General features: G+C 57.5%; 10 protein-coding genes. 8 read left to right on the top strand and 2 right to left on the bottom strand.

Annotation, left to right across the window (positions count from 1 at the left end):
* Positions 1-49: 49 nt before the first annotated feature.
* On the top strand, positions 50-1,255 hold the full coding sequence (locus ABFX35_RS18015; RefSeq protein WP_346082364.1) for an MFS transporter: 1,206 nt from the start codon (positions 50-52) through the stop codon (positions 1,253-1,255).
* A gap of 101 nt (positions 1,256-1,356) precedes the next feature.
* The gene (locus ABFX35_RS18010) at positions 1,357-1,692 is read left to right on the top strand and encodes a DUF2002 family protein (protein WP_095847513.1); all 336 of its coding nucleotides are present in this window, start codon (positions 1,357-1,359) and stop codon (positions 1,690-1,692) included.
* A 31-nt stretch (positions 1,693-1,723) separates the two neighbouring features.
* On the opposite strand, the gene ABFX35_RS18005 is transcribed toward ABFX35_RS18010, so the two are convergent.
* The gene (locus ABFX35_RS18005; protein WP_279024528.1) at positions 1,724-2,170 is read right to left on the bottom strand and encodes a DUF1198 family protein; all 447 of its coding nucleotides are present in this window, start codon (positions 2,168-2,170) and stop codon (positions 1,724-1,726) included.
* A gap of 49 nt (positions 2,171-2,219) precedes the next feature.
* The gene (locus tag ABFX35_RS18000) at positions 2,220-2,558 is read right to left on the bottom strand and encodes an MbeD/MobD family mobilization/exclusion family protein (RefSeq protein WP_095847515.1); all 339 of its coding nucleotides are present in this window, start codon (positions 2,556-2,558) and stop codon (positions 2,220-2,222) included.
* A gap of 204 nt (positions 2,559-2,762) precedes the next feature.
* Between ABFX35_RS18000 and smrA the strand changes: the two genes are divergently transcribed.
* The 6 genes from smrA (at position 2,763) to ABFX35_RS17970 (ending at position 13,674) form a co-directional block, all read left to right on the top strand.
* On the top strand, positions 2,763-3,335 hold the full coding sequence (gene smrA, locus ABFX35_RS17995; RefSeq protein WP_346082363.1) for a DNA endonuclease SmrA: 573 nt from the start codon (positions 2,763-2,765) through the stop codon (positions 3,333-3,335).
* A 298-nt stretch (positions 3,336-3,633) separates the two neighbouring features.
* Positions 3,634-4,347, top strand: coding sequence for a cellulose biosynthesis protein BcsO (locus tag ABFX35_RS17990; protein WP_279024524.1), 714 nt, complete (start codon positions 3,634-3,636; stop codon positions 4,345-4,347).
* Positions 4,338-5,111 (top strand): cellulose biosynthesis protein BcsQ, encoded by a 774-nt coding sequence (bcsQ, locus tag ABFX35_RS17985; RefSeq protein WP_279024522.1) that lies wholly within the window; start codon positions 4,338-4,340, stop codon positions 5,109-5,111. The genes ABFX35_RS17990 and bcsQ overlap by 10 nt, the downstream gene beginning before the upstream one ends.
* A gap of 55 nt (positions 5,112-5,166) precedes the next feature.
* On the top strand, positions 5,167-7,266 hold the full coding sequence (gene bcsA / locus ABFX35_RS17980) for a UDP-forming cellulose synthase catalytic subunit (protein WP_279024520.1): 2,100 nt from the start codon (positions 5,167-5,169) through the stop codon (positions 7,264-7,266).
* Positions 7,263-9,659: a cellulose biosynthesis cyclic di-GMP-binding regulatory protein BcsB gene (gene bcsB, locus ABFX35_RS17975; protein ID WP_346082362.1), complete on the top strand. Its 2,397-nt coding sequence runs from the start codon at positions 7,263-7,265 to the stop codon at positions 9,657-9,659. Before bcsA ends, bcsB begins: the two co-directional genes overlap by 4 nt.
* A 61-nt stretch (positions 9,660-9,720) precedes the next feature.
* Complete coding sequence (locus ABFX35_RS17970) at positions 9,721-13,674, top strand: cellulose biosynthesis protein BcsC (protein ID WP_346082361.1); 3,954 nt, start codon at positions 9,721-9,723, stop codon at positions 13,672-13,674.
* The last annotated feature ends 2 nt before the right edge of the window (positions 13,675-13,676 follow it).

Below are 13,676 nucleotides of genomic sequence, written 5' to 3'. Positions count from 1 at the left end.
GGTATGCTGATAGACGTTGTTGTTCCCCCTTGTTTGTGAGCCACGCCCCATGACCGCCATCAGTAGCAAAGAAAATAATTTTCAGCTTAACAAGCGGATTTTATCCGTGGTGATGTTTACTTTTACCTGTTATCTGACCATCGGTTTGCCGCTGGCGGTGTTACCGGGCTTTGTACATAACCACCTGGGTTATAACTCGGTGATGGCGGGGCTGATTATCAGCGCGCAATATTTCGCGACGTTGGTCAGCCGTCCGCATGCCGGCCGCTACGCCGATCAGTTCGGGCCGAAAAAGGTGGTGCTGTTTGGCCTGGCCTGCTGCGGGTTGAGCGGGGTGTTTTACGCTATCGCCTATTGGTTCGACGGCCTGCCGTTGCTGAGCTTGATCCTGCTGTGCGTTGGCCGCGTGTTTCTGGGCGTGGGGGAAAGTTTCGCCAGCACCGGTTCGACGCTGTGGGGCATCGGATTGGTGGGTTCATCACATACGGCGCGCGTGATTTCCTGGAACGGTGTGGCGACCTATGGCGCGATGGCCGGCGGTGCGCCGCTGGGCGTTTACCTTAATCAGCACTGGGGGCTGGCCGGGGTGGCCGGGCTGATTGTGTTCGCGGTGCTGGTGTCGCTGTGGCTGGCAAGCGGCAAACCGGTGGTGGCGATTTCGGCCGGCAAGCGTATTGCCTTCAGCGCCGTGTTTGGGCGCATCTGGGCGTATGGGGTGGGGTTGGCGCTCGGCACCGTAGGGTTTGGCGTTATCGCCACGTTCATTACACTGTACTACGCCGAGAAAAGCTGGAGTGGCGCGGCCTTTACGCTCACGTTATTTAGCTGTGCGTTTGTCGGTATGCGGTTGTTGTTCAGTAATGCCATCAACCGCCACGGCGGCCTGAACGTGACGCTGGTGTCTTTTGCGATCGAAATCGCCGGCCTGCTGTTGATCTGGCTGGCGATCGCGCCGTGGATGGTGCAGATCGGCGCACTGCTGGCCGGAGCGGGCTTCTCGCTGGTGTTCCCGGCGCTGGGCGTTGAGGCGGTGAAGCAGGTGCCGCAGCAAAACCAGGGGACAGCGCTTGGGTTGTATTCGGCGTTTTTGGATTTGGCGCTGGGGATCACCGGGCCGGTGGCCGGGCTGCTGATCACCTATAGCGGTATGCCGTCAATCTATCTGGCGGCGGCGCTGATGGTGTTTTTGGGCGCGCTGTTAACGCTGCGGATGCAGGCGCTGGCGCGCCGTGGAACGGTAATAAACCATAATTAGGGATTATTCTGAAACCCTTATTTATATTAATAAATTTATTGTTTCATCTGCCGTTTGCGGTAAGGTCGCACTGCTGTTTAGAAACAAAAAAGGAGAAATTAATGTATTTACGGCCGGATGAAGTGGCTAGAGTGTTGGAGAGTGCCGGCTTTGTACGTGATTATGTCAGCGACCAGGCCTATGGTTACCGTAAGGGCGAACACTATGTGTATGTTAACCGGGAAGCGCGTTTGGGGCGAACAGCCCTGGTGATCCACCCCGCGCTGAAAGAGAAGAGCCAGCATTTTGCCTCGCCGACCTCACCGGTGCGCACCAGCGAGCAGTATCTCGAATTCCCGCTGGACTTAAGCGGTGATGCGCCAACCCAGCGTTATGGTATCCCTCATGGTTTTAGCTCCCGCGATGCGCTTTCACGCTATCTGTACAGCATGTTCTGATGCGTTTTCCCCCGGCTGAGGGGGAACGCACTCACAGCGCTACCAGCACCTCATGGTTGAAACGCTCGTTATAGCTGCGGCGAAACTGCGCCAGCTCAAATGCGTCCAGATCCATATCGGCAAAATAAAACAGCGCGGCTTCTGTGTGCTCACTGAGCAACTCCGGCGACAGGCCCGCGCGTGTTAATATTTCACGCCAGTGGCCGATCTGCTCATCGTCCGCCTGTTTGACAAAGGTGGCATAGATAAAGATCAGATAGGCCGCCTGATGCATTTCTTCGGTGTAGCCGTTATTCAGCATCCTGATGAAATTCTGGCTTTGGCGCGGCCCCATTTCCTGCATCATCGACTCAATCAGCAAGGGTTTGATCTTCAGCCGATGCGCCAGTGAAGCCACCGCTTTGCGGGTATCGGAAGTCAGGATGAAGTAACCCGCGATAAAAACCAATACCAGGGCGGCGATGATGATCCACGTCATGACGTTGTCTTATTGTGTTGGGGCGCAGTGCCGGGCCATAGGCACCGGCCTAGTGCTCATTGCCAAAACTGCCGCCGGGGCGCGTTTGCGAATTATGCAGGTGGTGGTTGAAGGTGGCGGCATCTTTCGCCAGCGCATCCAGATGAGCGCCCAGCATTTTGATTTGTTTCACCAACGCATGCTGTTCCGGCACCGAACTGGCGGTGCTCAATTTGCGCCGCAGCTGTTCATTCTGCGCGCGCAGAGCCGCTTCCCGCTGTTTGGCTTCTTCCAGCAGTTGTTGCAGTGCCTGATAGCTTTGCTGCCATTCACGGTGCTGCTTTTCGAAGCTGGCTTGCAATTCATTCATTGCATGTTGAAACCGAATATCCAGCTCGCGCATTGTCATCTTCTTCTTCCTTATTGCGGCACTCAATCGAGGTTGGCAGTATAGCGAAAACTGTTCAGAAGCTCACCCGTTGCCGCACCCTTTGTTGACAATCTGTTACTTGCAACCCTGCGGCGGTGTCTTACAATCATCACTATCCCCTGACGGAGAAGGATCCCAGCCTTTTTTTGCTATCCCCAGTAAGCCAGTAAGAGTGACACGACGATGAGCAACGATGAACAAGGCTTTTTTGAGCAGGCGATGGCGGATGTGATCCCGCTCGCCGGGCGGCAGCAGACGCTGTACTTGAAACCGCAGGATCATATGGATAAAACCCAGCGTCGGGAGGCGCGGGCCTTACCGTTGGATAACGTTCTTAGCACTGATTTTCTGGCGATTATTCCCCGGGCTACGGCGCTGGAATATAAACGTGAAGGGATCCAGCAGGGCGTGCTGGATAAGCTGCGCCAGGGGCGCTATGCCCTGCAGGGCAGTTTGAACCTGCGTGGCAGCACGGTGGAGCAGTGCCGGCAGGCGTTGTTTAGTTTTATTGTCCAGGCGGAAAGGCAAAATCTGCGCTCGTTGCTGATTGTGCACGGCTATGGCCGGGCGGATGACAGCCATGCGAACATCGTGCGCAGTTATGTCGCCAAATGGTTGGCGCAGCTCGAACAGGTGCAAGCGTTTTGCCGGGCTTTGCCGCGGGACGGCGGCGATGGCGCCTGTTATGTCACGCTGCGCAAGTCTGAGGCGGCAAGGGCCGATAACTTCGAGCGTCATGCCAAACATAGCCGTTAGCTAAAATGTTTTAATAAAACTAATGGATATAAGGATTACGCAGCGTAATCAATAATTACGCAGGGTTTATATTTGTTTCCTTTATGTACCTTTGCAGATGTTTTTCTGTACACAATAAAAATAATCTCGTGATATTTTTTTGATCTTCGTTACACTTTGAGTAACATTAAAGCGTAATACGGTGTTTTTACAATGGACTGTGTTTTTTTACTATGAACCCGCCGTTTGTCTCCCTGATTAATGGTGATGTCAGTGCCTTTTGCGTGGATAAAAAGATAATCCAGACAGGGTTGCCTATATGAATAAGTATGATGATATCAAGCGCTTTATTGAAAAAACAAAAGTAGAAGGCATTGATTATAAAGAGATAAATGAAAGGGTGGTGGAAGAAGATCTGGCAACCTCAATGAAAAAATGGAGTTTGATTAAACAAATTTCCGCCATTGAAGAAGATTCCGATCTCCCTTTTGGTAAAGGCATGACTACCCAATCCGTGCCGCAGCCCGTAAGTGCGGAAGAGTTTGCCAATGCGGCCCGGCAGGCGCGTAAGCAAGCAGAAACGGCGGCCGCCGCTCCGCGCGCGCCAAAAACCACCTCAGCTCCTGCGATTGATCCTTTTTCTTCCGAAGTGCCGCCGCCGGTACCTGGCTCCCGCCTGATGGATTCCTTGCATGCGATGTTGCCGCCGCAATCGGCGCCCACGGTGGCGCTGGAGGATGAAAACCCGGTGCTGCAAGCCGCATCCATTACCCCGGGCCTCCAACAGAACCTGCTTGATTCCCTTAATCAGCTTTTGCCGCCAGGCCAGCAGGATGCTGCGCCAGCGGCTGCCCCTTTGCCGTTGGAGAAGGCGCCGTTAACGGCGCCGGTAGCGGCTACACCGCCGCCAGCGGCAGCGGATAGCGGGTTCCGCCAGATGTTTAAGCAAAAAGCACCGCAGCAGGCCGCGGCATTATTACCTCGCGACACACCGCTCCAACCCTTGCTAGAGATGATTGCATTATGCCGTTAGTTTGCGTTTGTTCGCCAAAAGGTGGCGTAGGGAAAACCACGATAGCTGCAAATTTGGCCTATTCCCTGGCCCGCAGTGGCAGTAAAGTCCTGGTGATTGATTTTGACGTGCAGAACGCACTGCGTTTGCACTTTGGCGTGCCCATTTCGGATACGCGCGGTTTTGTGGCGAATGCCACGGAGGAATCGGACTGGAGCCAGTTTATTTTAAAGGCCGGCTCTAATACCTTTGTGTTGCCCTATGGCGACGTGACTGAAGATCAGCGCCTGGCGTTTGAGCACCATTTGGCGGCCGAACCGCTGTTTTTGAAGCGCGGCCTGAACGCCGTATTGAATTATCCGGGGCTGGTGATTATCGCCGACTTTCCGCCAGGCCCAGGGCCGGCGCTCAAAGCCGTGCAGGCTATTGCCGATTTGCACGTGGTGGTGATGCTGGCGGATACCGCCTCGCTGTCGCTGTTGCCGCATATGGAGCAACATAAATTAATCGGCATGCCGCTCAATAATAAAAATGGCGAGTATTATGTCGTCAACCAAATTGATACCCGCCGTACGTTAAGCCGTGACGTCACGCAGTTTTTTGAGCAGCGTTTGCATGAGCATTTATTAGGAACGGTTCACCGGGATGAGTGTGTGCCGGAGGCTAACGCTTCGCAACAGGCCATAATTGACTTTAATCCGGTATCTGCTTCGGCGTTTGATATTGAATTGATTAGCAAAAAGGTTGCCGCCATTTTGGGGATTAAAATCGGCGTGGGGGAATGATTCACACGATTAGATATAAATAATTATCAATATTATTTTTTGGTGGCCTGATGTTATGAATAAAATACTTTTTTACCTCCTGATGCTTTTGTTATTACCGGTTGCCGTGGTGATTATCATTACGCCGATGGATAGCGAGAAGCAGTATATTTTCGGTCTGATTAGCATCGCCATACTGTTTTTGCTAGGGCAAAGCAAAAGCAAGCGTATTACGGTTGTGATGGTCATCATGTCGGCCATGATGTCGATACGTTATATCTACTGGCGCACGACGGAAACGCTGCATTTTAACTCCACCATCGAAGCCATCCTGGGCATCGGGCTGTACCTCGCCGAGCTGTATATCTGGGGGATTCTGCTGCTGGGCTACCTGCAAACCACGTGGCCGCTGCAGCGCAAGATTGAGCCGTTGCCGGATGACACTGCGCTTTGGCCGACGGTGGATGTGTATATCCCTACTTACAACGAAAGCCTGGATGTGGTGCGTGACACCGTGCTGGCCGCACAATGCATTGATTACCCAAAAGACAAAATAAAAATCTATGTGTTGGATGACGGCACGCGCAACGAGTTTGCCGTGTTCGCGGCGGACGCCGGTGTGGGCTACATCACCCGTGCCGAGCACTCGCATGCCAAAGCCGGCAACCTGAACCATGCGATGAAGGTCACCAAAGGCGAGTTGATCTGCGTATTTGACTGTGACCACGTGGCCACCCGCGCCTTCCTGCAGGCGACGGTTGGCGGCTTTCTGAAGGATCCCCGTCTGGCGCTGGTGCAGACGCCGCACTATTTTTATTCCCCCGATCCGTTTGAACGCAACCTGTCCGCCGCGCGTGCCATGCCAGGCGAAGGCGCGTTATTCTATGGCCCGATCCAGCAGGGCAACGACAACTGGAACGCCACCTTTTTCTGCGGCTCTTGTGCGGTTATCCGCCGTACTGCATTGGATGAAGTCGGTGGCTTTGCCGTTGAGACCGTCACTGAAGACGCCCACACCGCATTGAAAATGCAGCGCCGTGGCTGGAATACCTCCTTTCTGTCGATTCCGCTGGCCGCCGGGCTGGCGACAGAGCGCCTGGGGCTGCACATTGTTCAGCGCACCCGCTGGGCGCGTGGCATGACACAGATTTTCCGCGTCGATAACCCGCTGCTTGGCCGTGGGCTGAAGCTGCCGCAGCGCCTGTGCTACCTCAGCGCTATGCTGTATTACCAACTGGGGCTGCCGCGGGTGGTGTTCCTGACGGCGCCGAGCGTCTACCTGCTGTTTAATCTCAACATCATCTCCTCATCGGCCAGCCTGATTTTTGCCTATGCGCTGCCGCATCTGGTGATGTCGATCTATGTCAACTCGCGCATGAACGGCCGCTTTCGCTACAGTTTCTGGGGCGAAATTTACGATACCGTAATGGCGTTTCACCTGGTATTGCCGACGCTCGTCACCATGCTGGCGCCCAAGCGCGGCAAATTCAACGTGACGGATAAAGGCGGGCTGCTGGACGTCGGCTTCTTCGACTTCAACATCGTAAAACCGCATCTGATCGTCGCCGTGTTGATGACGATCGGCATCGGTTACGGCATTGTGCGGGCCATTTTCCACGATTACTTTGGCGTGGATCCGCGCGTAGTGGCGCTGAACGTGCTGTGGGGCGGATTTAGCGTACTGATTCTGCTGGCGGCGATCGCCGTTGCTAAGGAAACCCGCCAGGTGCGCAAAACTATCCGCGTGGAAGCGGCGATCCCGGCGATTATCCACTACGCCAACGGTATTTCCCTGCGCACCACCACCATTGATATCTCCATGGGCGGCGTTCAACTGATCACCCCGGATGAGCGTTACCTGAATGAGGAGATTGAGGATGTGGAGATTCAGTTGTCTTCCGGCGCTGAAAGCTTCCCGGTGCGGCAAATCAGCGGCGACAAAGATCGTCTCCGCCTGCAGTTCAAGAACCTGTCTTTACCACGGCGCCGTGAGCTGGTGCGCATTGTTTTATGCCGTGCGGACGCCTGGATCGGCGAGAGTTACCCACAGGATAACCCGCTGCGCTCTCTGGCCAGCATCGTGCGCTGTGTCTTTGAGCTTTTTTACAACACATGGAAAGAGCGTCGGGCCAAAAACAAGCCTGCTGCGCCTGCCAGCAAAGGTGAAGCGGCATGAAATACAGTGTGAAAAACGGCAAGCGTTTATTCTGCGGCCATAAACTGCTCAGTAGCCTGCTGCTGATGCTCGGTATATTACCCGCAGCGCAGAGCGCTGCGGAAGAAGCCGCCCCTGCCGCCGGTGGTGCCGCTACGGTTACGTTGCCCGATTGGTTACCGCCGGCGCCTACGGCGCCGGCGGCTCCCACAGCCCAACAACAAACTGATGAGCCGGTTACGCCGCCGCCCGGCGGGCCAGCGGCGCAGCCGCTCGCCACGGATCTGACCGTAGCAGAAATGGGGCAGCCCGGTGGCCTGACGCTGAGCGGCGTGCAATTGCAATCCGGCATCACGTTCACACTGCCGCGCGATCAGGTGATCACCAATGCCAAATTGACTCTGGTGCTGAAGGTGTCGCCGGCGTTGCTGGCCCGCGACGCCTCGCTCGATCTGATGCTCAACGGCCAGCCGCTGGGCAGCCTGCCGCTCAGCCAGGATAGCGGCGGCAACGGCACCTATGAACTGGATATTCCCGGCGCGATGATCGTCTCCAGCAACAACCTGAGTTTCCGGGTGAGCGGCGGCGACAGCATGACCTGCCAGGCGTCGGAATCCTCACAGTATTGGGTTACCGTGCAACCGAACAGCGTGTTGAAGCTGGAAGGGTTACAACTGGACAGCAGCCCGGATTTGGGCCATTTTCCACGGCCATTCTTTGATTCGTTGCAAATGCAGGAATCGAAAATCCCGCTGGCGTTCTCCTCCTCGATGAAACCGGGCGACGTTAGTGCCGCGGCCATCGTTGCCTCTTATTTTGGCATAGTGTCCGATTATCGCGGCGTGGATTTCCCCGTGGTGCTGGGCGATCTGCCGGAGCAAAACGGCATTTTGTTTGGCCGGCCGGGCGAAAAAATTGGCTCGCTGACGCTGCCGGCCAGCAACGGCGCTTCACTGAAGGTTATCAATAACCCGGTGAACCCGGTTTACAAACTGTTGCTGGTGCTGGGCAATAACGATGTCCAATTGCGCCAGGCTGCCTACCGGCTGGTGACCAGCCCGCTGCCCGATCAGATGGATACGGTGGCCGTGGACAACACGTTGATCCCATCAAGGGCGCCTTATGATGCCCCGCGCTGGATTGATACTTCGCAGCCCGTGCCCCTGGGCGAACTGATCGGCCGCGATCAGAACAATGCGCTGACATCGAACGGCATTTACCATGAGGGCATCAAGGTGGCCTTCCGCGCCGCGCCGGATCTGTTCATGTGGGATGGCCGCCATATTCCGCTGCGCCTGGATTATCACTTCCCGGCGGATCACTGGATTGATGAAGACCGATCGCGGCTTAACGTGTCGATCAACGGCACTTTCCTGCGCGATCTGACGGTGAATAAAGTTGGCCTGCTGGAAAATATCTGGCGCCGCCTGGGGGGCGACAGCCGCCAGGAAAGCTACACGTTGCAGCTTTCCCCTTACCTGATCTACGGCGATAACCAACTGCAGTTTTACTTCGACATCAAGCCGAAGCAGGGCACACCGTGCAGCATTCTCACCAGTAATAACAGCAAAAGCCGCATTGATCCGCGCTCGTATATCGATCTGAGCGGCAGCTACCACTTTACCCAGCTACCTAACCTGTCCTACTTTGTCGGCGCTTCCTATCCCTTCTCTAAACTGGCGGATTTTTCCAGCAGCCTGCTGTTGCTGCCGGAAGCGCCCAGCGCAGGGGAAATCCGCAGCCTGATGAACATGAGCGCCCGTGCCGGTAATGCTACCGGAGTGCCGGTGGGCAATGTGCAGGTGGCGTTTGGCTTGCCGGAAAACGCCCAGGAAAACCCGCTGTTTGCCCGCGATATTCTGGCAGTCAGCACGCTGGCGAACACCGGGTTTAACCAACGGTTGTTGCAGCAATCGCCGTTTGACGTCAGCGCTGACTTACTGGCGGTGAAAAAGACCACCCAGTTACGGCGCCTGGTGTCCTGGCTGACCGGTGATTGGTATACCCAACCGCTGGATGCCGATCGTTATCTGCAGTCTAACGGCGAGTGGCGCGGCTTTGTCAGCTACCGTTCACCGTGGTCGGCCAATCATGTTGTGGTGCTGGTGAGTGGCAGCGACGAGCAAGAATTGGCCAAAATCCATAACGATCTGAAGTCGCCGGAGATCAACGCCGGCGTGCGCGGCGATCTCGCCGTGATCACCGATGAAAATGGCGTGCGCAGTTTCAGCGTTGGCCAACAGTTCCCGAGCGGCCAAATGCCCTGGCATATGATGGTGATCTGGTATGCCAGCACCCATATTGTAATCCTGGCGTGGATCGCCGTGGCGCTTTCCCTGATCGCGGGCAGCGCGGCCTATCTGATGCTGGTGCGCCATTCGGCCAGGCGCTTGGGCAAGCAGCCAAAGAAATAACGATGATGACAATGATAAACGCATTACCTATTAAGCAGCCTGGCGCTTCCCGGGGTGGAAAATGAAAAGAACAACGCTGTCTTTGGCAATACTCAGGGTGCTGTACCTGGTCGGTAGCGCAGGGATCCTTGCGGGTGCCATACCGGCCCAGGCAGCGGATGCGCCCAACCCGGCGATGAAGGCGCTGTTTGAGCAGGCGGAGTACTGGCACGCGCGGGCGCATGATGAGCTGGCGAAAGATGCCCTGCAGAAAGTGCTGTTGGTCGATCCGAACAACAGCCGTGCGCTGTATCTGATGGCGCTGTATTCCCTGCAAAGCGGCAATACGGCGGCGGCGACCCAATGGCGTGAGCGGCTGGCGAAGGTGTCGCCGCAGGATCCGTTGCTGATTGAACTGGGGAACGCCAAGACGCTGCGCGCGGTGCCGCCTTCGCAGCTTGCCTCGGCGCGCCAGATGGCGGCGCAGGGCAATATTACCGGCGCGCTGGCCGCTTACCGCGTGATTTTCAACGGCGATGCCCCATTGGACAGCCTGGCGACCGAATATTACCTCACCATGGCGGGGGATAAAAAACTGTTGCCGCAGGCGATAGCCAGCCTGGAACAACGGGTTGCCCAGCGCCCGGGCGATGCCGAAGCGCGCCTGGCGCTGGGCAAGGTCATGACCTATCAGGAAACCACGCGCCGCCAGGGGATTGCCTTGCTTAGCGGCATGGCCGCCGACAGCCCCGAGGCCGATCGCGCTTTGCGCCAGGCATTGTTGTGGCAGGCCCCGCAGGAAAGCGATCGTGATGTCTATCAGGAGTACCAGGCGCGCCACCCGAATGATACGGCGGTGATGGGCTATTTCCAGAAGAACATCGGCGGCGCCGCCAAAAGCCAGGGGTTCACGGCGCTAAACAGCGGCGATGTCAACGCGGCGAAAAGCCAGTTTAACAGCGTGCTCGCCGGCAATCCGAACGATCAGGATGCGCTGGCCGGCCTGGGGTATATCGCCCAGCGCAGCGGCGATTTTGCCCAAGCCGCCGACTACCTGTCACGCGCGGCCCAGCAGGGCGGCGCGAATAGCGAACAGTTGAAAAGCCAGGCGGAAGACGCTGCCTTCTATGCGCAGTTGGCCAACGCCAAAGCGAGCGCGGACCGCGGCAACTATGACGCCGCGCTGGCCGCCGTGACGCCGTTGGCGCAAGGCAGCGATGACAAGGGCGTGTCCGCCGCGCTGCTGCGTGCCGATATTCTGCGCCGCAAAGGCGATCTGGCCGCGGCTGAACAGCAATACAGCGCGCTGGGCAGCAACCAGAATGCCCGCGCCGGCTTGTATTACGTGCTGCGCCAACAGAACAAAACGGCCCAGGCCGATCAGGTGTTGCAAACGTTGCCGGCGGAATTGCGCAGCCGGCTGCAGGCGCCGCCGGTGGTGGATGCCATTGAACCGCTGCGCCGCCAGGCGGCCCAGGCGGTGGCCAATGGCGAGCCGCAGCGTGCTCTGAGCCTGCTGCAACAGGCACAGGCGCGCCAGCCCGGCAACGTCTGGGTGCGGCTGGATATGGCGCGCATTCTGCAACAACAGGGGCAAACCGCGCAGGCCCAGGCGCTGATGCTGCCGCTGGAACGCCCGGGGGCCGGCGCCACCGATTTGTACGCCGCCGCGCTGTTTGCCTCGGAAAAACAAAACTGGCCTTATACCCGTGCATTGATGGCGCGCATTCCACCGGGCAGCCAGACGGCGGCTATGCGTGAGCTGAACCAGCGTGCCAATTTCAACCAACAGATGGCCGCCGCCGATGCCTATTTGCAACAGGGCAACAGCGTTGCCGCTGCCAATACGCTGCGTGCGCTGGCGCAAAACCCACCGGCTGCGCCGGCCGATGTGGGCGCACTGGCGAAAAAACTGGCTGCGACCGGGCAACTGCCGCTGGCGGTGCAACTGGTGCGCCAGAGCATGCAGGCCGGGGTGAAAGGCAATGCCGGCGACTATGCCGATCAGGTCGCGGTGCTCAATGAAGCTGGCCTGAGCAATGAAGCGCTGGCCTTCTTGCAGGATCCGCAGATTCAGTCTTCAACCTCCTCAACGGTGCTGGCGGATATTCGCAACGGCTTTGTGATTAACGAAGCCGATCGGCTGCGCGAGCAGGGCCAATATGCCGAGGCCTACGATCGGCTGGTGGTAGCGCTGCAGGCCGATCCGCAAAACCGCGATCTGATGCTGGCAATGGCGCGCCTGTACCAGTCGGGCAAAATGAACCAACAGGCGAATCAGGTCTATACCTACCTGATGAACAATGACACCCCGGGGCAGGATGCGCGTATGGGGGCGATCAATATCGCGTTGGCTGAAGGGGATACCCAGCGGGCGGATACGTTGATGCAAGGGCTGACTGGCCCACGCACGCCGGATCGTCTGCTGTTGGCGGCCAGGGTGGCGGAAGCGAAGGGCGATCACCAGCAGGCGCAGGCGCTGTTGCGCTCCGCCAAAGGGAAAATGATTGGCCTGGGCGGCGGGGAAGGCTCATTGCAAATCGCCGGCCTGCAGATGGCCGACAACCCGTTTGTCGATCGCACGACGCGCGGCAACCGGCCGACGACGCAGTCGGTCTACGGCACGGTGATGCCGTGGCAGCAGTCCGATCAGCTTTCTTCCGGCACGGCGGCATTGCAGACGGGCAGTGTGCCTACCGCGGTGGCGCAGCGCAGTGCGACGGAGCAGCAGATCGACACCATGCTCGATCGCCTGCGGGACAAAACGGCCACGTGGGTACAGGGCGATCTGTCGGTGCGCGGGCGCGATGGCGAAAGCGGCCTCAGCCAGTTGACGGAAGCCAAAGCGCCGATGACTTTCTCGTTTGTGCCGTTCGAGACCTCGCGCTTAAGCCTGACGGCGACGCCGGTTTCCCTGAATGCCGGCAACCCATCCGGCACCGGCAACACGCGTTTTGGGCAGGGGGCGCTTGCCCAGGCACAATATGCAAAAGAAGATGCCGAAGGATATGCGAGCACGCTGGGGATTTCCGGGGATACGCTGTCGGCGTTGCAGACCGCCGCCACCAGAGCCTATAGCAGCAGTTGTAGCAGCAGTTCACAAACCGCATCGGACGCACAGTGCGATGCCTATAGTGCTATTAGCGGTATGGATCCAACCACCTATTCCGCACCTGATGCCGGCGGGCAAAGCACTACCGGCGTTGAGCTGAACCTGGCGCTGTCCGGTGACAATTACCGGGCGGATATCGGCAGCACACCGCTAGGCCAGGATCTCAACACGCTGGTAGGGGGCATTCAGTGGTCGCCGAAGCTGACGGACTACACCACGCTGACCGCCACTGCCGAGCGGCGGATGGTTACCGATAGCTACCTGTCTTACGTGGGCACCAAAGATACCTACAGCGGCGATACCTGGGGCCAGGTTACCAAAAACGGCGGCAGCCTGAACCTGTCCTATGACGACGGCGACGCCGGGTTCTATGCCGGTGCCGGCTATTACAGCTATTTGGGCAACAACGTTGCCAGCAATAGCTCGGTCAATGCCAACGCCGGCCTGTATATTCGCCCATACCGCGAGGATGACCGTGAGCTGAAAACCGGCATTAACGTCGGCTACCTCAACTTCGATAAAAACCTCAGTTACTACAGCTACGGCCAGGGGGGCTATTTCAGCCCGCAGAACTACGTTAGCGTGTCGTTCCCGGTGGAATATACCCAGCAATACAGCAACTGGGATCTGAAGCTTAGCGGTGCGGTGGGGTACCAGTCATACACCCAAGATCGCAGCGCCTACTACCCGAACAACCCGGAGCTGCAGGCCGAGCTTGAAGATCTGGTGACGGCCGGCTATGCCTCCGAAGCCTACTACGCCGGTAAAACTCAGAACGGCATTGGCTGGAATCTGGGGGTTGGCGGCAATTATCATCTGAACAGGAACATGCGCATTGGCGGCCAGGTCAGCTACGATACCTTCGGCGACTACAATGAAAGCAAAGCGCAGGTTTACTTCCGCTATTTGATGGGCGACAACTGATT

The sequence above is a fragment of the Gibbsiella dentisursi genome (assembly GCF_039539505.1).
Lineage (GTDB): Bacteria > Pseudomonadota > Gammaproteobacteria > Enterobacterales > Enterobacteriaceae > Gibbsiella > Gibbsiella quercinecans.
This window is presented reverse-complemented; position numbering and strand designations above follow the sequence as displayed.